Source organism: Paenibacillus sp. PvR098, assembly GCF_017833255.1.
Lineage (GTDB): Bacteria > Bacillota > Bacilli > Paenibacillales > NBRC-103111 > Paenibacillus_G.
The window spans coordinates 2,326,336-2,347,665 of sequence record NZ_JAFIBU010000001.1 but is presented as its reverse complement, the minus strand read 5'-3'; the positions used below and the strand labels follow the sequence as shown (position 1 = coordinate 2,347,665).

The window sequence follows — 21,330 nt, the reverse complement described above, 5'->3', positions numbered from 1 at the left end:
CTCTGCTACACGATCTTCCCGCTCTCAAACAAAAAGAATGTCACAGAATTGGCGAGCAGCACTAGTAATGGAATAAACACCAGCAGTTTCTGTCGAATTTTCATCGGCAATTTCCTCCGGTTCCGTTACCGACTGTATTTCGGTCGGACACAGAGATAGCGGTAAAGTACTGCTGCAGCAGATTATTTCCTTGGAAATAATCATTCAGCATCGATACGGCATTATACCCCATTTCATGGGGCTGCTGTACAATTGTCGACACAATCCTGCATTGCCGAATGCCTTCCTTCGTATCCTCCAAATCATCGAATGCGAAAATGTTCACTCCTTGCGGCATGACACGTTCAACTGCCTCCATCATCCCCACTCCATCGAGTGCGCTGAACCCAACCATATAGCGGATTTGCGGATGGCTTAACAGGATGTCCTCCGCTTGTCTCGCTGCTTGGAGACGAGAAATATTCGACGAACGAACATCGATGATCGTAAGCTCGGGATAACGGCTGATTACGGAGCGAAAGCCTTCGAGCCGCAGCCGTTGATTATCCGCTTCTTCATTACCGAGCAGTACACCTATGCTGCCCTGACTTCCCGCTGCTTTCACGACAAGCTCACCCATCTTTTTCCCTGCTTCCAAATTATCAGTGCCTACGTAAGACAGCCTCCGGCTTCCCGGTTCATCCGTATCAACGGTAATTACGGGAATCCCTTGGTCCATGGCCTTGTCAATCAGCGTCCGATAGTGCGGGTCATTGATTCCCTGGATCAAAATCGCATCGGCTTTGGTGGCAATGGTTTTCTCTAACAGCTTGATTTGCTCGGGAGGATGGATTCGGAACGGGCCGATATATTCAAGAGTCATGCCGTACTTTTCGGAGGCTTCTCGAGCCCCTTGCTCTACTGATCGCCAGAACGGATTGTCTAGCTCTTGGGGGATCAGCACGATATGACGAGCATCACCACCCGTCCCTCCGGATTTCAAGGGTTGAACCAGCTCACGAATACGCAGCGTAGAGAACAAAAAGCTAAGCAGCAAGCAGGAAAATATGATAAAAAGAGTGAAGATTCCCCAATTCTATTTCCGATTCGACATTCGCAGCTCCTTTAGAACGTTCAGATATAAGCTCATTATACAAAAACCGGGGAGCCAAACCAAAAGCTCCCGGCGCCACGAAAATTTGTCGTAAAATCACTTTCAAATTTAGACAAATGTTTCAAAAAAAATGTCGAAAGATTTTTCCATTTGATATACAATAAAACAGGAAATTGGTACTATTTTCATAGGACGTTCGAGCGGAGAATATAACTTGCAAAGTCTTCAAACTAAAATGATGCAGCTTTTTTCCACGTTGATTCTTATAGCTGTGACCTCCATTGGGATCAGCATTTACACCAGCAGTGTACAACTGGTAACTCAAAGCATTGGAAACCAGGCGATGTCGGTGTTAACTTATTCTCTCAAGTCCTTTAATCCTTCAGTGTTTGAGGCCATAACTCCTGAAAAAGGAGAGACGGACGATTATACATTGATGCGCCAGAAGCTGAACGAGATTAGAGAAGCAAACGGGTTGAAATATTTGTATACGATACGGCGGGCGGAAGAGAGCGGTATAGCGGAGTACAGATATGTGGTGGACGGGATGCCGTTAAACAGTGAAGAAGCATCCGGGTTAGGCGAGACGGAGGATGAAGGGACCGATGCTTTTGCCACAGTGTTCGAAACGGGTGCTCCGTTAGTAGGAGATCTGGATGCTTCGGATGAATACGGTGCTACGCTATCGGCCTACGCCCCGATTAAGAATGCCGATGGAGCAATCATTGGAATCATCGGAGCTGATTTTGACGCAAGCGAAATCAATGACCTGCTGAACAAAAATAAAATTCAAAGTCTTATCGTTTCTGCAATAACGATGATCATTACGCTTGTTCTCGTTTTTTTCCTGGCGAAATGTCTCGTTCGTCCACTTCGTAAACTGACGGCGCAGATTGGGAGAGTCGGAGAAGGCGATTTGACCATCGATATGGAAACGAAACGAAATGATGAGATCGGGGCTTTGACACGGGCTTTCCAGCAAACGGTGTACGATTTACGGCGGCTCATTTACGCAATTCAGCAAAATGCTGATCGCTTGAAGAAATCGTCCGAGGATTTAGCGGAAAACAGCACTAGGACAGAGCAGTATAGCTCGCTTATCAGCCATACCATGCGGGAAGTGGCAGCGGGAGCGGAAATGCAGCTTCAGCACTCAATTGAAACCTCTAGCTCGATGAATGAGGTATCTCACGGCGTAAACCGGATCGCGATCTCCGCTTCGAATGTATCGGAAGCTTCGCGGAATACGATTAGGATTGCGGAAAGCGGAAATGAAACGGTACAGCAAGTTATGATGCAAATGGATAATATTCGCGGAGCGAGCGAAACCATGCAGAACGTCGTTTCCGGTTTAAATCAACGCTCGGAGAAAATCGGGGAAATCGTAGGCGTGATGACGTCGATTGCCGCTCAAACCAATATATTGGCCTTAAACGCCGGAATTGAGGCTGCACGTGCTGGAGAGCAGGGCCGCGGATTCGCCGTCGTAGCGGTCCAAATCCGAAAGCTGGCCGAACAAGCTGCTTTATCGAGCGGAGAGATTGCTTCTTTAGTTGAAGCTGTACAGGAAGAGATCAAGCATGCGGCAAAGGCCATTGATACCAATATGCAGGAGGTCCAGTCCGGACAAGAGGTCGCTAAGGAAGCGAGCCGGACGTTTGAAATCATTAGGAAGGAAATCGAGAAGGTGGCCGTTCAATTCGAGGAGGTATCGGACAGTACGCAGCTTATTTCCGGCACTGCGGAAGAAGTGACTGCATCGGTCTCGGAGGTCTCGGAGATTACGGAAAGGGCTGCGGGTCATTTTACCGAAGTATCGACGGCTTCGGAGGACCAGTTGAAACGATTGAAGGAAATGGCGGATGCAACGGTATCGTTAAATCAAATGGCGGAAGAACTGTATCAACTGGTTATTAAATTTAAAGTTTGATCCGTAAGATATACAAAATACCATTTTGGATAAGATACCAAGATGGTATTTTTATTTTTAGGTAAAATAATGAAAGTCAGCAGCGATAGTTACCGGAATACAAGGATCTGGTATAATGGAGTTTTAGTATATATGATAAAAGAGTGATTTGGAATGACGAAACTTAGAAATAGACTACAAAATTTAAGTATAAAAAATAAACTGATTATGGTTTTTTCATGCTTTATTATTATTCCTTACTTTATCATCGGGGGGACCTTGTCCTGGCTGTATGAGAATTCAAACCGAAGCATGATTTTGGCCGCGGCGGTAGAAAACAATAAGCAAATCGTTAAAAATATGGATAGCTCTTTCAATCCGTTATTGCGCTTGGCTATGTATCCCGAGCATGACAAAAGCATTTTTGAAATCATGCATAAAGACTATGCTTCTTCCCCTTATCCTTTATATGAAAGACAAAGGGATTTCAATACGGTGGGCGGGATTATCAGGAATAGCATGCTGCTCTATACGGATTTGGTGGAATCGGTTGTGATTTACCAAAGCAAAAATCATATCGTCGTCGGCAGAAGCAACGAAGGTTACATGGATCATCATTATTTGGAGCATGAATTCTATCATGAACCGTTTGTGCAAAACATTTTGCGGAAAAAGGGACTATATGTTCCAGTCGGTATTCATCCTGAAAAATTGATGTCTTTTCATGATGATCCTGTCGTCTCGATCGGCCGGGCGATCGTGGACCCGTATACGAAAGAGAATCTCGGGCTGATTCTGTTGAACATCGGGATCGACAAGCTCAAGACGTTATGGAGCGACATTCAATTTACGGAGCATACTAGATTTTACTTGATCGATGAAAACGAAAATGTAATGTACAGCAAAAACAGCAGTGAAATAGGCAAGGCGTCAGGCGATGTACTGGGGCAGGATATGGGAAGCATCAATGAATCAGAACAAGAAACTAGAGAAAACAAAGATCATTATATCATCGCTTCAACTTCAGCCATAACCGATTGGAAAGCCGTTACGATGATTCCGAAAGACGAAATGTTTGGTTTCGTGGATATTATCGTAAGAACCATTTTTATCTCATTAATTCTATTGCTCGGATTGTCCATCGTTGCCTCGATTTATATCGCTACGAGCATTACGAAGCCTCTTTCTATTCTAAATGAGAAAATGAAGCTGGTCTCCCAAGGGAATCTGGATGTAGCCATCGACATTCAACATGGGGAAGTAGGCAGAATAAGCGTTACCATTGATCACATGTTAAGAGAAATCCGAAGATTGATTCAAAGGATATATCAGGAAGAACAAGAAAAGCGGCAGCTGGAGATCCTTGCGCTGCAATCTCAAATCAGCCCCCATTTTATGTACAACACCTTGAACGTTATTAAATGGATGGCCAAGCTGCAGGGAGTAACCGGGATTGAAGAGGCGCTGACGGCATTCTCGTCGGTCATTAAATTTACCGCAAAAACCGAGAGCGACTACGTGACCGTAAAGGAGGAAGTCGAATTTATCCAAAATTACACCAAAATCTTGGACTTCCGTTATCTGAATAAATTCGAGGTTTCTTATGAAATCGACCCCAATGTACTTAACAATAAAACTTTGAAATTTCTTCTCCAGCCTCTGGTGGAAAATGCGATCTTTCACGGGTTTGATGAAATTGCCTATAAAGGGAAGCTAAAGCTTCAAATCTATGAGGATCTGGGCGACATGATCATGCTCGTAACGGATAACGGAAGAGGAATGTCCCAAGCAGAGCAGGTGAGGCTTGAGCAAGGAAGAGCGACCGATCGTATGAATTCGATCGGCATCAAAAATATACGCAAAAGAATAGAGCTGCATTACGGGGAAGGCTATGGCTTATGGATAACAAGTGGAGAAAGCAACGGAACGACGGCAAAAATCGTGATTCCGGCTATGAAAAATGAAAATCCGGGTGAATAACTAATGAGAGTATTAATTGTGGATGACGAACCATTGGTAAGAATCGGACTTAAATCAGCCATCCGCTGGGAAGCGGGGGGAATGCAAATCGTGGGAGAAGCGGCTGACGGCGAAGAGGCTATGAAGCTTATTATGGAACGGAAACCGGATGTCGTCATACTGGATATCAAAATGCCGAAAAAAGACGGTATTGCCGTATTGTCGGAAATGAAGGAAAACGGTATTAAAGCCAAGGTGATTATGTTAAGCAGCTTTGATGATTTCACTTTGGTGAAAAAAGCGATGATGCTCGGAGCATCGGATTATTTTCACAAACCCGGTATGAATGAGCTTGAAATCGAAGCTGCGCTGCAAAAAATAAAGAATGAAGAGGAAAGCCTGCACGCGGCGGGTGAGAATGCCTCAAATGCGGTTCATGACAAAGAAACAACCCTAAAAAAAATGCTTCTTGAGGATCTACATGGTGTCCAGCCATCCAAAATAAAGGAAAGCAACGTGTATGTTCTAATGTTTAGCATTAAAAAATATTCACAGGTTCTCAAAAGATACACAAAAGATAATGCACTCATACTCCCTAATTCGATATTAAACATATTATCCGAACTTCTCTCCAGAGAGGATGAAGTAGAATTCGTACAGCTCGACGAGAACTTATATTCAGTCATCGTTAGCCATAGTGAAACCAAAAGTCTACAAGCTACATTCGCACATGTGAACGATATCGTTTATCTGATCAGTTCCTCTCTTAAGCGGTTTGTAAATATTGATACGGTTTTTGGAATCAGTGAAACTTTTCAATCCTTTAATGGATGGAAACAAGCCACTGCGCAAGCTAAACAGGCATTGGATCGGAAGTTTTATCATCCGAATGACCCGCTGTTTTATTTTCAGCCTCGAAAAGGGGATATGGAAGATGAGCTGGAACGGATAAACACCTATATTGCAGCCATGAAAAACGGGTTGAAAGAAGAAAAGTATGATGAGTTTGCGCTTAATTTGGCGGAGTGGGAACAGTATCTGCAGGACAAAGAGTGTATGAATGAAAGAGATATCCATAAGATTTATCAAGGTTTATTGTTTATGATGGAAGATGGAGAACAATACTTGGAGAATGGAAATAAGCTTGAGGAAATCGAGGATTTTAATGAATTATCATCGTTGTATCACACCCTGTTCAATGAAAAGCTAAGGGAACGCATCTCCCAAAAAAACAAAGAGTATAGTCCGCTTATTCGAAATATTCTTCAGTATATCGAAACCCATTATAAGGAAAACATTTCTCTCAAAAGTTTGGGAGAACATTTCCATGTCAGCGCCAATTATATAAGCCGACTATTTAAACAAGAAGTGGAAAGAGGACTTTTCGATTACATTAACGACATTCGTATTGAAAAAGCAAAAGAGCTGCTAAAGGATTATCGGTACAAAATATACGAGGTAGCCGAGTTGGTCGGATTTAACAGCCAGGTACATTTTGCGATCGTCTTTCATAAATATGTGGGCATGGCCCCGAAAGAATATCGGAAAGAGCAGGTTTGATTTTATTAAAGAAAAGTAAAGAATAATAATAAATCACAATCGTCCCTGCAGTGAACGACAACTTAATGTAATTTTATTAAATTAATCATCATTTGATTAATTTTTTTTTTGGACGAATTCCGATACCATTAGAACCAGGTTAATGATAAAACAATCATATTGGGGGAGATGACATCATGAAAAGGCTTACTGGTTTGATGCTTTCCGGTTTATTAATAGCCGGTTTGACGGCTTGCGGGAGTGATGACGGCGGCAATCAAGCGGGAGATACCTCAAAGAAAACGACGATCACAATGGGTTTCTGGGGAGCGGCGCAGGATTTGAAAATATATCAAGATGCTGCGGCTTCCATATCAGAACAATACCCGAATATTGAGCTTAAAATTAAGCAGTATCCAAGCAGTGAGCAATTCTGGAATATCCTTCCTGGTGAAATTGCGGCGGGTGTAGCACCGGATTTTATTAAAATCTCCAATGAAGGCGCTTATGAATATATTAACAAAGGACTATTCGCCTCTGTGGATGAGCTGATTCCGTCCGCGGGCGTTGATATGAGCCGCTTTGCGTCCTCAGCTATGGATATTTGGAAAAAAGACGGCAAGCAATATGGGGTTCCGAATATTAATATGCCGGCCATGTTCTTTATCAACGAGGATATGTGGAAGCAAGCCGGTCTTGGAGATTATCCAAAAACATGGGATGAAGTAGAAGCGGCGGCTAAGAAATTGAAAACCGACGATGTATACGGAATTACGATCAATCTTGACGCCTATCACATTACCAATTACGTGAAGAGCTACGGCGGCGGCTGGGGCAATGGATCCACGATCAACTCACCGGAGAATACCCAAGCTTTGCAAAAGATCTTCGATATGTATAAAGAAGGCGTAGCCATAACTCCAAAATCCTTGGGCTATGGTTGGGATGGAGAGGTCTTTGCGAGCGGCAAAGCGGCTATGACAACGGGGGGGTACTGGTATAAAGGATATTTGAAGGACGCCAACCCGAATCTGAAATATGTTGCTCTGCCGATTCCTAAAGGAACAGTAGACGGAAGTGTATTGATCTCCGACGCCTATGTGGTATTAAAAGATTCGGCCAATAAAGAAGCGGCGCTTCAAGCGGCTTATTATATGACTAATGACCAAACGCAAACCGAATTTTTGAAGCTTGGTTTTAATTCGGCGGTTTCAAGCCTGTCTTCCGAATATTTCGAAGAAAATCCGGAATTTAAATCCGTTGAACCGGCCCTTGCATACAGTACGGATTTCGGCTATCCAACCGAAACGAAGAAGTTTATCGACGAGTTGGTCAAGCAGCTGGAGGCCTCGATTCTTGGTGGTTCGAATAAATCGCCTAAGGATGTTCTCGATAGCGTTCAACAACAATTTCAATAATCCATCTGTTCCCGTTTCCGCAGGAGAAACGGGAATGATTTTTTTTATTCGACTTATAACCAAATTTTGAGATTTAAGGAGGATCGCGATGGCTTCCTATGGGAATAGAAGTGCAGATGTACAGCTCAATAGTGCCCCTAAACAGTCATGGGTTCGCAGAATGGCGGATTCGGATTACGCCGTAGGCTGGTTGTTCAGTTTGCCGTTTTTGATTTTATGGGTTTGGTGGTTTTTATTTCCTTTTGTCCAATCCTTTATCCGCAGCTTTCAGAATGTAAGCTTCACAGCTTTAAACGACGCCAAATTTGTTGGCTTGGAGAACTATATCAAAATATTGAATGACCCTGAATTTTATCAGGCGGTGCTTCATTCCCTGCAGATCGTGGTTATCGCTGTTCCGATCCAAACCGTGCTGGGATTGTTAATGGCGCTTCTGGTAAATCAAAAAATAAAAGGGAAAGGCATCTTTAGAACGGTTTTCTTTATCCCCTATATCACTTCTCAAATTGCGATTACTACCGTCTTTATGATGCTGTTTAAAAAAGGGACATTTGTTACAGACTTTTTTGCGCTCTTCGGGTTCGGGAATGTGACTTGGTTTGCCGACACGAATTATGCTCTTTTGTTCGTCAGTATTTTATTTATATTTCAACAATGCGGCTTCAGCATGATTGTCTACTTATCCGCGCTTCAAGAGGTGCCTAAAGATTTATATGAAGCAGGACAAATGGACGGCGCATCCAAATGGGCTCAATTTCGCTACATTACGGTGCCTTACCTAAAGCCGATTACTTTTTTCGTCGTTTCCGTGGCGACTATTCTAGGGTTTCAAATTTACGATCAAATCGCTGCGATTTCAAGATATGGAGCGTTAGGCTCGCCTGCCGGCGCTACCAGTACAGTCGTTACTTATTTCTATCAGCATGGTATCCGTTATATGAATATTGGGTATGGAAGCGCGGCGGTCGTCTTATTCTTCTTCATTATTATGATCATTACATTCCTTCAGAAAAAATGGTTGGACGATAAGGAGTGATATTCATTGCGAGAAAATAAAAGTTTCACTCTGTTGAGTAATTATACCCTCATTATCGCAGTCGGGTTTATCTTTATGCTTCCTTTCGCCTATACTCTATACACATCATTCCTTACGATGCAGGATGTCAATAAAATAACGGGCGTATCCAATTGGACATTGGATAATTACAAATTATTTTTTATGAATGATGCATATAACGTGCCTAAATGGTTTATGAATACGGTCATCATGACCGGGACTGTTATTCTGGGGAACTTGATTATTAACCCGATGGCCGGGTTTGCTTTAGCGAAATTGGAGTTTGCAGGGAAACAAATCATCTATTGGATTGTTGTTGCCACCATGATGGTTCCCTACCATATGATCCTCATTCCGGTTTACGTCAATATGGCGCAGATCGGCTGGCTCAACTCCTTTGCGGCTTTAACGGTACCATTTCTTTATCAATGTCTGTACATTTTTATGTTGAGACAATTTTTTATTAGCGTACCGAACGAATTTATTGAAGCGGCTAGACTGGATGGATTAACAAAAATGGGAGCCTTTTGGCGTATCGTGTACCCTTTGGCGAAGTCACCGCTCATCACCATGTCGATCTTGGCTTTCGCGGGTACTTGGAACAGTTATCTCGTTCCGAGCACACTAGCCAACGATCCGGACAAATATGTGCTGGTGGTTGGCTTGAACAGCGTCAAGGATATGTTCTTCGAAAATACACCGCTGATCATGGCCGGGGTCGTTCTGTCCACCTTGCCAATTTTGATCTTTTTCTTTTTCTTCCAGAAGCAATATATTGAAGGCATATCCAGTTCCGGGGTTAAGGGATAACTAGGGAGGCGTAAGCAATGGAATACCGTGTGGTTAAAGAAGGCGATTTGTTTTTCCTTACAGACAAAAATGGGGACATTACGGAAAATAATGAGAATGGTTATGGCTTATATACGAAGGATACGCGGTTTTTAAGCCGAATGGAAGTGTTCTTGGATGGAGAGAAGCCTTCCCTACTTTCATCCTCAGCGGATAGAAGCTATTTCGCTTCCATTCGGTTGATGAAGGATAAAAAAGATGAAGGATCCATTGAGATCCATAGGGAACGTTTCATATATGATGGTGTCTTGTATGAGAGAATGTCGTTAACAAACTTTTTTCCCAAAACGACCGCATTTGATTTTTCGGCTGCCTTTGATGCCGATTTTCAGGATATGTTCATTGTACGGAAATATCGGACAGGGGAAGTCGGTGAAATCGTTGGCAGGGATGTGGGGGAGCGGAATATGTCGATCCGTTATCAAGGAGCGGATGATATTCTGAGAGAGACCCGGATTCTTTGGGATCAGAACGAGAATCAAGTGGACGCTGACGGAAACGTCCGTTTCTCTTTATCCCTGGAATCGAAAGCGACAAAGCAAATTTGTTTCTTCATCATGCCCGTGATGGGGGAGCAGCAATCCCCAGAACTTCTTTCTTTTGAAGAAGGGTTGAAGCGTCTGGATGCTTCGTATAATACATGGAACCAAGAGACTTCGCGTGTAACGACGAATGTTGACGTATTTAACGGTTTATACCGGCGCGGGGTACAGGATTTGCGCATGCTGATGACCGACGTAGGTTATGGCGAAATGCCTGTAGCCGGACTTCCTTGGTTTGCGGTTCCTTTTGGAAGAGACAGTCTTATCACTTCATTATTTATGCTTCCGTTAAATCCGGAAAAGGTTAAAGGAACGCTTAGGACTCTCGCCGCTTATCAAGGAACGAAAGTGGATGCATGGCGCGACGAGCAGCCTGGTAAGATCATGCATGAGATCCGTTTTGGAGAATTGGTGAATACGGGGCAGTCGCCTTTTGGTCCTTATTATGGGTCGGTTGATGCCACACCGTTATTTTTAGTACTTTTAGGAGAATATATCCGTTGGACGGGCGATCTTTCTTTCGTTCAGGAATTGAAATCGAACGTTGAACGGGCACTGGATTGGATTGACCGTGGTATGGAAGCCGGAGCGGGCTTTTTGACCTATCATCAAGAGGCGGAGAAAGGTTTCCCGAACCAAGGCTGGAAGGATTCGAGCAACTCCATCGTTCATGCTTCGGGGGAGTACGCACGATCTCCGATTGCCTTATCTGAAGTGCAGGGATATGTGTATCAAGCGAAAAAGAGCTTGGCTCCCATTTTTGAACGAATGGGTGAACAGGAGCTTGCAGAAAAGCTGGAGAAAGAAGCGGAAGCATTTCGGACGAGATTTGAGCAGACTTTCTGGATGGAGCATGAACAATTCTATGCCATCGCACTGGATGAGGACCAGCAAAAAGTGCAATCCGTGACCTCCAATCCGGGGCATCTCTTGATGACAGGCTTGCCGGATTCCTCGCGTGCGGATCTTACGGCCGAACGGTTGGTTGCCGAAGATATGTTTAACGGATACGGTATTCGCACGATGAGCACGGAAGCGACGGGCTATTATCCGATGAGCTACCACAACGGAAGTGTGTGGCCGCACGATAATGGAATGATCCTGCTCGGGTTGAGCCGATCGGGCTATAAAAAAGAAGCGGGCAAGGTCATCTCCGGATTGCTGGAGGCATCACGGCACTTTGAATATCAGCGTCTGCCTGAATTGTTCTGCGGCCACGATTCGGAAGCGGGGTATCCTGTCCCATATCCCACCACTTGCTCCCCGCAGGCATGGGCGGCAGGCACATCGATTGTCTTTCTGCAGGCCATGCTGGGAATAAACCCAAATGCGCTGACGAAGGAAATCCGTATCGATCCGTTTTTGCCGGAGTCGTTCGAGGAACTTGTAGCTGAGCATATCCATATCGGTACAGGGCATCTCTCTCTGAAGGTCACTCGCGGGTCACTTGACGAAGACTCCGTCCAAGTTGAGATTCTTGAGAATACGACCGGGTTTGAGCTAATCCATACATCGAGAAAAATAAAGTGAAAGAAGTGAGAGCATGAAGAAAACCTGGTGGAAAGAAGCCGTCGTCTATCAAGTGTATTGGAGAAGCTTTTATGATACGGATGGGGACGGTTATGGTGACTTAGAGGGAGTCATTCAAAAACTGGATTATATTCGCGAGCTCGGCGTCGATATCGTTTGGTTGAACCCGTGTTACGGCTCTCCCGATGTCGATAACGGTTACGATATATCGGATTACCGGTATGTTATGGCTAAAGCCGGAACGATGGATACCTTCGAGAAACTTCTTCAAGAAGTTCATGCTCGTGGCATGAAGCTCATTATGGATTTGGTCGTAAATCATACGTCCGATCAGCATCCGTGGTTTGTGGAATCCCGTTCCTCCAAGGATAATCCGAAGAGGGACTATTATATTTGGCGGAAAAAAGCGAATAACTGGAGATCGTATTTTACGCCTTCGACATGGGAATATGATGACCGAACAGGGGAATATTATTTCCATTCTTTTGCGATTGAGCAGCCCGATTTGAACTGGGAGAACCCTAAGGTACGGGAAGAAATTTACGACATGATGCGCTTTTGGCTGGATAAAGGCATCGATGGATTCCGGATGGATGTCATTAATCTTCTTGCCAAACAAGCAGGTTTCCCGGATGCGGAGAATCCCGAACATATTTCTTATTTGGGTAATAATCCGGGAATCCATGATTATCTCCAAGAGATGCATGAGAAGGTATTGAAACATTACGATATTTTTACCGTGGGGGAAATTCCTTTTGTCACTCCAGAGGACGGGGTGCTGTACGTTGGAGAAGACCGTGGTGAGCTTCATACCTTATTCCATTTTGAAGTAGCAGATGATATGGCGCATTGGGACATGCTGCGTTTCAAGGATATTCAGAAAAGATGGGTTGAAGGCATGTGGGGAAAAGGTTGGAATTCACAATTTTTAAATAACCATGACCATACCAGACTGGTTACGAGATTCGGTAACGATACAACGTATCGTGTGGAATCCGCCAAATGCTTCGCGACTCTGCTGCATACGCTGCCGGGCATGCCGTACATTTATCAAGGGGAAGAAATCGGGATGACAGGCGTCCGGTTTGATTCCATTGAGGATTATTACGATATCGCGATGAAAAATAAATATAAAGAAGAAGTAGAGAAGGGGAGAGACCCTAAAGAAGTGTTTGAGAGTCTGCTTCATTTGGCCAGGGACAATTCAAGAACGCCTGTGCAGTGGGACGATTCGAAGAATGCCGGCTTTACGAGCGGAACCCCATGGATTAAGGTGAATCCTAACTATAAAGAAATCAACGTGGCCGCGGCTCTGGCCGACCCGGATTCCGTCTTCTATTATTACAAAAAGCTTATTCAGCTTAGAAAAGAACATGAAGTGATGGTCTATGGAAGCTATGAGCCGCTATTAGAGGATCACCAGCAAATCTATACCTACTTACGCGTGCTGGACAACGAGAAGTGGCTCGTCATTCTTAACATCTCGGATCAAACGGTGACCTGCGAGCTTCCTGAATCCATTTCTTCTCATACCAAAGAAATGATCATCTCGAACTATCCTCAGTCATCGGATCGTAGCGATTCGTTCAAGCTGAATCCTTATGAGGCCAGGATTTATTGCTTGAAGTAAAACTTCACAGATATACAATACAAAATCCTTTATTTTGGGTTTGAACGGAATTCCGTTTTATCCCCTTGATAAAGGTTTTTTGTTTTGGCAGAGTAACGACATGAAAATGAACTATAATTCATTTTTATTATTACTGGCGTCGATTAAATTGACAGCTGTAAAAAAGTAGTATACTATTTTTTTATCAACCGTTATCGCTCTGTTATCGAATGCACATGACTTCTGTTTTGTGTATACAGAATACTTAGTGAAGGGTGTATAATGTTGATGGACCCCATCGTGATTTGAAATCATAACATTCTAAAGGAGGTTTTTGTGTGAACAGTAAAGCGGTTTCAGAGTTTTTGGAGATTTATAAGCGCAAAGAGGACGAATTGTTGACCCCTGACCAGTTGGAGACCGAGGGCGTTTTTTCCGGGGAAAAAGAATTTATCGATTTTGCCGAAAGAGACTACAATACGGATAAGCATTGGACGTTTGAAATCAAAAAAGAAGAATGCGCATTAATCGTAATAGATCTTCAAGAAGACTTTGTGAACCCTTCGCATCCTATGTGTGTTCCCGAAGCCTACCGAATGATACCACGCGTAAAGAAAACGATTGAAGCTTGCAGAAAAGCGGGAGTTCCCGTGATTTATACCGCGCATAACATTGCTGAGGACTGCGCCCACGATTTCTACAAGTTTTGGAATCCTATTAAGAACGGCGCCATCAAGGAAGGTTCTCCGGGGGCCGACATTTATGAGGGGATTTATCCGCTGCCGGGCGAGCGGGTCATCCGGACCAAGCATGCGTATTGCTCCTTCTCGGGCACGGATTTGGATTACGTACTGCGCAACCTGGGTGTGAAAACGCTTATTATCTGCGGCACGCTAACGAATTTCTGCTGCGAATCGACAGCGAGAACGGGTTACTTCCTGAATTATCATATCGTATTTGGAGAAGATATCAACGCTACCGACAGCGCTATTGCGCATGAGGCGACATTGCGGACCATGAGAAGAGGGTTTGGACGGGTGCTGACTGCGGACCAAATCATCGCGGCTTTACATGAGGGCGACACGCTCTATCGTGAAGCCATTGGAGAAAAGGTAGAGGCTTAACGCCGAGCTCCGGTTTGTATATCGCCCTTCCCTGGTTCAGATGATGTTGTGGGGATTTGAAGGCGGTTTCCCGAAAGGGAACGGGCCGCTTGTTACGAATTGAATTGATGGCAGGAGTGAGGAGGCCGTCGATCGGTACAAAACCGATTGACGGCCTCCTGTTTTTTGTTTAATCAAGCGATCATTGTTCAATCCTGAACTAAAATGTGAAGCTGTATCTTGGTGATTTACTTCACAATTTTAAAAAATACTTGAAATTAAACTTCAAAACGAATATAATAAACGACAGAACGAATCAATAAATAGTTGAGAGGAGAATAGTATGAAACGTTTAAGCTTCAAAATGATCATTGTTTCACTTGTGGCATCGCTTACATTGGCAGGGTGCGGAAGTCAGGGGAGTCAAAGCACAGCAGGCACGACGAATGAAAAAGCAAAGATAGAGATTAAAGCTTCTCACAATGATCCTGAAAGTTCCCCGCGCCATAAAGGCTTGCAGGAATTTGCCAAGATCGTTGACGAGAAAAGTGAAGGACGAATTAAGGTAACGATTTATCCTAACGGTCAGCTCTCCAACGGCAATAATCAAACTATGATCGAGCAATTGCAAACGGGTACCTTACAAATGGCGACGGTTTCAAACTTAGTATTTGCAAGTTTTGAAAAGAAATTTGGTGCCCTATCGCTCCCATTCTTATTCAGTGACAGACAAAAGGCATACGATGTTGTTGACGGGGAAGTTGGTAAGGAACTCCTGGATACGCTCCAAGCGAAAGGTATTCATGGAGCAGGTTACTGGGAAGGCGGGTTCCGTCAAATTACGAACTCGAAGAAAGCGATTACAGCGCCGGAGGATCTCCAAGGATTAAAGATTCGCGTGCCTGAAATCAAAATGTATTTGAGCTTGTATAAGCTGTTGGGAGCAACCGCAACGCCAATGGCCTTTGGTGAAGTATTCTCCGCCCTGGAGCAAAAGGTTATAGATGGTCAGGAAAATCCGCTTGTAACCATCGACGCTTCCAAATTCCAAGAAATTCAGAAGCATGTAACGGTTTGGGATTACAGCTGGGATGCACTGATCGTTGGCTTCAACAAGAAGTTCTGGGACGAGCTTGATAGCGAATCCAGACAAATCATTGAAGACGCAGTGAAAGAAGCTGGAACTCTGGAAAGAGGACTTGTTGCACAAGGAGATATTGATCTGATCGATAAGCTGACTAAAGAAGGAATGACCGTAACTCAGCTTACTCCGGAACAAAAACAGGCATTCCGCGATAAAGTCTCAGATGTTTACAAGGAAGTTGAGTCCGAGTATACAAAAGAACTGATTGATAAACTGGTTGAAGCAGCGAAATAAAACATGATTGTAGAGGTAGGGCTCTTGAGCCCTACCGATCTTAACTGTTGAAGTGTTGGGAGACAGGTGGATGAACTGTATTGTTACTCTGGATGTGGGCACGACGCACATCAAAGGATATTTATTCTCTGCGAGCGGGGAAAAATTAAATCATGTGATTCATCCAACATCATTTCTGAGGCTCGGAAACGGTATTTCTGAAATCGATCCTGATCAAGTGCTTAACGATATTTCTTATATTCTCAAGTCGGTAGTCCATGCAAGCCCCGAAGGTGTAAAGGTTGACGCTATCGTTGTTTCGGGTATGGCATGCTCTTTCATTCCGGTTAACCGGCAAGGCAGGCCGCTGTATCCCTGCATATGCTGGAACGATCAGCGAACCGCCACGGGTATAAATATACCGGATATAGATCCGATTGTTCACCATATTCAGCAATACCCGTTACCTATGTATTTGCCTTACCGAATGAAATGGTTTTCTGAAAATAATCCGGCGATATTATCGGATGCATATAAATGGTTGAATTTAACGGATTATATTGTGCATCACCTGTCATCGGACAAAGACTATATTACCGATTACTCCCAAGCTTCCAGAACGATGCTGTTCAACAGTTTAACCAAGCAGTGGAATTCCCCTGCTGCCGATCACTTTAATGTCCCGTTGGAGAAGCTTCCGACGCCTGAACCGGCAGGGACCGTTATTGGCACGCTGGATGCGGATTATCAATTGCATTCGGGTTACCGAAATACGCAGCTTATTTTGGGCGGCCATGACCATATGTTTGCGGCGCTTGCAGGTGGAATTCATAACTCTTCTATTGCATTAAATTCTACAGGGACCTCGGAAGCTTTAGTGCTGCCATATCTTAACGACCCATCATTTTCCTTTGTTAACGAAGAATGCAATTTGGAAAGTCATGTCATAGATAACGAGTTTTTTGTAGTGGGTTATGTAGCCAGCACCGGCAGAATTATGGAATGGGCTGACCGGCTTTTCGATTTATTCAAGTGGGAACAACAATTGGATTTGGTGAAAGTGCAAGAAAGGATAAAAGGTCTTCCGTTATATGTTCCTTCGGGAAGGCGAATGCAGCCGTCTCGCACAGGCCGCTTCATTAATTTGCAGCCCTCGCATGATGGTCAGGATTTTGCATTGTCTGTTATGGAGGGCCTGTGTTTTGAGACTAGGGCTCTTCTGGGGCATCTAAATACCAAGCTGAACATTCAAACGGATCTCCTGCGTTTGGTTGGCGGATCTTCAAAGTCGAAAAATTTCCTGCAGATGAAATCGTCTATTCTTCAAAAGCCGATCGAAGTCATTCATGATGTGGATATGACCTCTTTGGGAGGGTATATTTTGTCCGGGTTAGCTCTCCATTATTTTCGTGATGTAAAGCAGACGGCTAAAGAAGTGTTAGAACAGCAGAAAAAAACCTTATTAGAGCCGGACAAAGCAATGAGTCATCTATTTGAAAGTCGCTATCATCGTTATGTACAAGAGAGGAGGGCTTAGAATGCTCAAAATATCGAAGGCTGTAGACCATTTGTTGAATTTTTTCCTCTTCATTATAGTAGCAGTTATGTGTGTCCTTTATTTTGGGAATGTGACGTTGCGTTACCTTTTTGAATCCGGAATTCCCTGGGCGGAAGAGGCTTGCCGTTTTCTGTTTGTTTATTTGACTTTTCTAGGAGCGATTGCCGGACTTAAAGATAACCAGCATCTCGGTGTGGACATGTTCGTGAAAAAATTGTCTTACAAAATGAAAAAAGTTACTTTCGTTATCAGTAATTTGGCTGTGATGTATTGTTTATGGTTGGTATTGCAGGGCAGCTGGAAAATGACGATCCTTGGTCAGGGCAGCAACGCGCCTGCCACGGGATTGCCGATGTCCTTTGTTTACGGAATCGGAGTTGTAACGAGTATCAGCATGGGGATCATTATCATGCATAACCTCTACCGTGTCTTGTTTAAAGCCACGTCGGACGATGATTTGATAACGATCAAGGAATCGGAAGAGCTGGCGGAGCCAATCACTAAATAAGAGCGGTGGAGGGAACAAAATGACTTTGTTTGTGTTTGTTGGTTCATTGCTTGGTGCCATGGCGCTTGGCATGCCGATCGCTTTTGCGCTGTTGCTTAGCGGGGTCGCGTTAATGTTTTTACTTGGAATGTTTGATACTCAAGTTATTGTTCAAAGTATGATCGGCGGAGCGGACAGCATCTCGCTCACAGCCATCCTGTTCTTTATTCTCACCGGAGAATTAATGAACGCCGGCGGGATATCGAAGCGGATCGTTGACTTCGTTATGTCACTTGTAGGGCACATCAGGGGCGGACTAGGTTATGTCGTCATCATCGCCAGCGTATTTTTTGCCGGTCTGTCCGGATCGGCCGTAGCGGATACAGCAGCGCTGGGCGCCATTCTGATACCTATGATGGTTAGGTCTGGTTACAACAGAGAACAGTCAACCGGTCTGGTTGCGGCCAGCGGAATTATCGCTCCGGTTATCCCTCCAAGTATTCCGATGATCGTATTTGGCGTTACCGCTAACGTGTCGATCACCAAATTGTTCTTGGGTGGAATTGTTCCAGGTCTTTTGATGGCCGTAGGACTTGCTATGACTTGGTGGTTCCTTATGCGGAAAAAGAAGTTTGAACCCGTTCCTCGCAAACCATTGAAAGAAGTATTACAAGCCGGGGTTCGAGCGATTTGGGCGCTTTTATTACCTGTTATCATTATCATAGGTATGCGTGGCGGAGTTTTTACTCCTACAGAAGCAGCGGTTGTGGCGGTATTCTACGCTCTGTTTGTCGGCATGGTTGTTTATCGTGAGTTAAAAATCTCACATCTGTATAAACTGTTTGCTTCAGCTGCCAAAACGACAAGTATCGTTATGTTCCTGGCTGCAGCAGCCATGGTATCCGCTTGGTTCATTACGATCGCCAACATTCCTGGTGAAATCGCAGGTTTACTCGGACCGTTAATGGATAGCCCTCTTCTTTTGCTATTAATGATTAACTTTTTGGTTTTTCTAGTGGGTACTGCAGTAGATCTTACCCCTACCATTTTGATTTTGACGCCAGTTCTTATGCCGATTGTAATCGAGGCTGGTATTGATCCGGTTTATTTCGGAATTCTCTTTATCTTCAATAACGTTATTGGGCTGCTGACACCTCCGGTGGGGACCGTTCTAAATGTCGCCTGCAGTGTCGGACACACCACCATGCAGGGGGTTATGAGAGGCGTTTGGCCATTTTTGCTGGTGCACTGCATACTCTTGCTGCTGCTCACTCTGTTCCCGCAAATTGTTTTGTTACCAATCGAACTTTTAAGTAAATAATAGAAGGGAAAACGAAGTATGAACCGAGTACTGATTGTTGGGGATAAGTTTTTTGATCCCGTTATGGTGAGTGAAGAGTTAAAGAACAACCTTTCGGATCGGTTTAACCTCGAAATCCAAGCGATTAAATATGATTTTCCTGTCGAACAGTTCATGCTGGATGACGATACTTGTGTCCCCAGCGGAATGTCGTGGGATGACCCGAATGAGCAAAAGGAACCGTGCGGCGTCCGTGAATTTTATGGCGAGCCGTTTGCTTTGCTCAACAAGCTGCAGGGAATCCACATCCTGATTGTGCATGGAGCGGCTGTTCCGCGTGAGGTGCTCGAGCAGGCTGATCAGTTGAAAGCTGTCGTTATTCTGCGAGGAGGCCCTGTAAATATCGACCGAGCCTATTTGGAGGAGCAGGGAATTACGATTTTTAATACCAACGGAAAAAATGCCGAGGGTGTGGCTGAATTCACGATGGCTCTACTGCTTTCCTTCCTGCGTAATATTCCGGAGAGCTCCGCTTTTTTGAAAAATGGAGTATGGAAGCCCGGATATTATGAATTCGACCGCACGGGGGTTGAACTGTACAAGAAAACGTTCGGTTTGATCGGCTATGGGCGAATCGCCCGTCACTTGGCCCGCATTCTCAAAGGCTTTCAAGTCAATGTCGTCGCATACGATCCTTATGTGAAAGACGAAGACTTCGCTGCAGACGGGGTAACGAAGCAGTCGCTTGAACAATTATTGTCTGCGTCGGACTTTGTCAGCCTGCACGCAAGGCAGCCTAAAGGAGCGGAACCCATTCTCAATGCCCAAACCCTGGCGCTGATGAAGCCTGAGGCCGTTCTGATCAATACGGCCAGAGGAGACTTGATCGATTATCCCGCCTTGAAAGAGCATTTAGCTTCCAGGCGCTTGCGGGGTGCAGTATTAGATGTGTTTGGCGATGAGTCCTTTGCTTTCTATAACGAACTGTTAGCCATGCCTAATGTATTGGGAACCCCTCATATTGCCGGAGGCAGCCAGGAGACGGTGAAGCGGGGCATCAACATGACCATTGAATTTTTGGAGTCATTTTTGACAGGAGATTATAATTCTGTTAAATAACAGGTAAGAGGAGGTTTTCTACATGACAAACATCGCTAACAATAGGAGACCTGGTTATTTAACGAGGATTGACTCTGTATACGATCAGCTGAGACAAAGTGAAAGAAAAATAGCTGACCACATCCTATCTTTCCCTGAAGAGATTATACATTTATCGATTGCGGAGCTTGCGGACCGTTGCGGTTCAAGCGATTCGTCGATCATCCGATTTTGCAGACGGATCGGTTATAAAGGGTTTCAGGATTTAAAAATCAATATCGCCAAAGACGTTATGAGACCTGAGAAACAGATTCAAGAAGGCATCGAACTTCATGATCATGTCACCTCCATCAAGAAGAAAATTTCCGAATCAAGCATTCAGGCGATCTACGACACATTGGAAGTATTGCAGGATGATGAATTGGAGAAAGCGGTAGAGGCGATTGCAGGGGCCAGATTCATAGAAATCTATGGAACCGGGGCATCCGGTTCCATAGCACTGGATGCACAGCACAAGTTCCTCAAAATAGGAATCAGAACATTGGCCTATACCGATGTCTTCTTGCAGTCCATGTCGGCCAGCCTTCTGAATCCTCAAGATGTCGTTCTGGCGATTTCCCATTCAGGAACGAATCTGGATATCCTGCATGCTGTAGAGCTGGCTAAAGAACAAGGCGCCACTGTCATTGCCATCACAAATTTTTCAAAATCGCCATTGACTAAGGTAGCCCATATCAACTTGTACACGGCTGCCCAGGAAACGATGTTCCGTACGGATGCCATGACTTCCCGTATTGCCCAATTGATGATCATTGATTCGATCTATACGGCGGTTGCGTTAAAGTGTCCGGAGCAGGCATCCGATAGCCTGTTTAAGACAAGAAATGCTACGATCCACAAGCGGAATTAGTGGAGGTTCCGC

16 protein-coding genes are annotated in these 21,330 nt (G+C 44.5%); 15 read left to right on the top strand and 1 reads right to left on the bottom strand.

The window, feature by feature from the left end; all coding sequences use genetic code 11:
• Window positions 1-100: 100 nt before the first annotated feature.
• Window positions 101-1,066 carry a sugar-binding protein gene (locus JOE45_RS11655; protein ID WP_461479734.1) on the bottom strand — a complete coding sequence of 322 codons (966 nt, stop codon included), beginning with the start codon at window positions 1,064-1,066 and terminating at the stop codon, window positions 101-103.
• A gap of 241 nt (window positions 1,067-1,307) precedes the next feature.
• Between JOE45_RS11655 and JOE45_RS11650 the strand changes: the two genes are divergently transcribed.
• The 15 genes from JOE45_RS11650 (at window position 1,308) to JOE45_RS11580 (ending at window position 21,318) form a co-directional block, all read left to right on the top strand.
• Window positions 1,308-3,023 (top strand): methyl-accepting chemotaxis protein, encoded by a 1,716-nt coding sequence (locus JOE45_RS11650; RefSeq protein WP_210020035.1) that lies wholly within the window; start codon window positions 1,308-1,310, stop codon window positions 3,021-3,023.
• 153 nt (window positions 3,024-3,176) lie between these two features.
• Window positions 3,177-4,982 (top strand): sensor histidine kinase, encoded by a 1,806-nt coding sequence (locus JOE45_RS11645; protein WP_210020036.1) that lies wholly within the window; start codon window positions 3,177-3,179, stop codon window positions 4,980-4,982.
• A 3-nt stretch (window positions 4,983-4,985) separates the two neighbouring features.
• Window positions 4,986-6,521 (top strand): response regulator transcription factor, encoded by a 1,536-nt coding sequence (locus JOE45_RS11640; RefSeq protein WP_210020037.1) that lies wholly within the window; start codon window positions 4,986-4,988, stop codon window positions 6,519-6,521.
• 176 nt (window positions 6,522-6,697) lie between these two features.
• Window positions 6,698-7,918, top strand: a complete 1,221-nt coding sequence (locus JOE45_RS11635; protein WP_210020038.1) for an ABC transporter substrate-binding protein — start codon at window positions 6,698-6,700, stop codon at window positions 7,916-7,918.
• 88 nt (window positions 7,919-8,006) lie between these two features.
• The gene (locus JOE45_RS11630; protein WP_210020039.1) at window positions 8,007-8,954 is read left to right on the top strand and encodes a carbohydrate ABC transporter permease; all 948 of its coding nucleotides are present in this window, start codon (window positions 8,007-8,009) and stop codon (window positions 8,952-8,954) included.
• 6 nt (window positions 8,955-8,960) lie between these two features.
• Complete coding sequence (locus tag JOE45_RS11625; protein WP_245246889.1) at window positions 8,961-9,785, top strand: carbohydrate ABC transporter permease; 825 nt, start codon at window positions 8,961-8,963, stop codon at window positions 9,783-9,785.
• 17 nt (window positions 9,786-9,802) lie between these two features.
• Entirely contained in the window at window positions 9,803-11,896 is a 2,094-nt protein-coding gene (locus tag JOE45_RS11620) for an amylo-alpha-1,6-glucosidase (RefSeq protein ID WP_210020040.1), read from the top strand.
• Between the two features lie 13 nt (window positions 11,897-11,909).
• Window positions 11,910-13,526 carry a glycoside hydrolase family 13 protein gene (locus JOE45_RS11615; protein ID WP_210020041.1) on the top strand — a complete coding sequence of 539 codons (1,617 nt, stop codon included), beginning with the start codon at window positions 11,910-11,912 and terminating at the stop codon, window positions 13,524-13,526.
• 317 nt (window positions 13,527-13,843) lie between these two features.
• Window positions 13,844-14,629 carry a cysteine hydrolase family protein gene (locus JOE45_RS11610; protein ID WP_210020042.1) on the top strand — a complete coding sequence of 262 codons (786 nt, stop codon included), beginning with the start codon at window positions 13,844-13,846 and terminating at the stop codon, window positions 14,627-14,629.
• Between the two features lie 322 nt (window positions 14,630-14,951).
• A complete protein-coding gene (locus JOE45_RS11605) occupies window positions 14,952-15,986 on the top strand; it encodes a TRAP transporter substrate-binding protein (protein ID WP_210020043.1) in 1,035 nt (344 codons plus the stop codon).
• 70 nt (window positions 15,987-16,056) lie between these two features.
• Window positions 16,057-17,502, top strand: a complete 1,446-nt coding sequence (locus JOE45_RS11600; protein WP_210020044.1) for an FGGY-family carbohydrate kinase — start codon at window positions 16,057-16,059, stop codon at window positions 17,500-17,502.
• Between the two features lies 1 nt (window position 17,503).
• Window positions 17,504-18,031, top strand: coding sequence for a TRAP transporter small permease (locus JOE45_RS11595; RefSeq protein WP_210020045.1), 528 nt, complete (start codon window positions 17,504-17,506; stop codon window positions 18,029-18,031).
• 19 nt (window positions 18,032-18,050) lie between these two features.
• On the top strand, window positions 18,051-19,331 hold the full coding sequence (locus JOE45_RS11590) for a TRAP transporter large permease (protein WP_210020046.1): 1,281 nt from the start codon (window positions 18,051-18,053) through the stop codon (window positions 19,329-19,331).
• 18 nt (window positions 19,332-19,349) lie between these two features.
• Window positions 19,350-20,429 carry an NAD(P)-dependent oxidoreductase gene (locus JOE45_RS11585; protein WP_210020047.1) on the top strand — a complete coding sequence of 360 codons (1,080 nt, stop codon included), beginning with the start codon at window positions 19,350-19,352 and terminating at the stop codon, window positions 20,427-20,429.
• A gap of 22 nt (window positions 20,430-20,451) precedes the next feature.
• Window positions 20,452-21,318, top strand: coding sequence for a MurR/RpiR family transcriptional regulator (locus JOE45_RS11580; RefSeq protein WP_210020048.1), 867 nt, complete (start codon window positions 20,452-20,454; stop codon window positions 21,316-21,318).
• Window positions 21,319-21,330 lie beyond the last annotated feature (12 nt).

Coding starts and splice junctions, on each gene's coding strand:
- JOE45_RS11645 (WP_210020036.1), top strand. CDS start 3,177: ATGACGAAACTTAGAAATAGACTACAAAATTTAAGTATAAAAAATAAA.
- JOE45_RS11640 (WP_210020037.1), top strand. CDS start 4,986: ATGAGAGTATTAATTGTGGATGACGAACCATTGGTAAGAATCGGACTT.
- JOE45_RS11635 (WP_210020038.1), top strand. CDS start 6,698: ATGAAAAGGCTTACTGGTTTGATGCTTTCCGGTTTATTAATAGCCGGT.
- JOE45_RS11630 (WP_210020039.1), top strand. CDS start 8,007: ATGGCTTCCTATGGGAATAGAAGTGCAGATGTACAGCTCAATAGTGCC.
- JOE45_RS11620 (WP_210020040.1), top strand. CDS start 9,803: ATGGAATACCGTGTGGTTAAAGAAGGCGATTTGTTTTTCCTTACAGAC.
- JOE45_RS11615 (WP_210020041.1), top strand. CDS start 11,910: ATGAAGAAAACCTGGTGGAAAGAAGCCGTCGTCTATCAAGTGTATTGG.
- JOE45_RS11605 (WP_210020043.1), top strand. CDS start 14,952: ATGAAACGTTTAAGCTTCAAAATGATCATTGTTTCACTTGTGGCATCG.
- JOE45_RS11600 (WP_210020044.1), top strand. CDS start 16,057: ATGAACTGTATTGTTACTCTGGATGTGGGCACGACGCACATCAAAGGA.
- JOE45_RS11595 (WP_210020045.1), top strand. CDS start 17,504: ATGCTCAAAATATCGAAGGCTGTAGACCATTTGTTGAATTTTTTCCTC.
- JOE45_RS11590 (WP_210020046.1), top strand. CDS start 18,051: ATGACTTTGTTTGTGTTTGTTGGTTCATTGCTTGGTGCCATGGCGCTT.
- JOE45_RS11585 (WP_210020047.1), top strand. CDS start 19,350: ATGAACCGAGTACTGATTGTTGGGGATAAGTTTTTTGATCCCGTTATG.
- JOE45_RS11580 (WP_210020048.1), top strand. CDS start 20,452: ATGACAAACATCGCTAACAATAGGAGACCTGGTTATTTAACGAGGATT.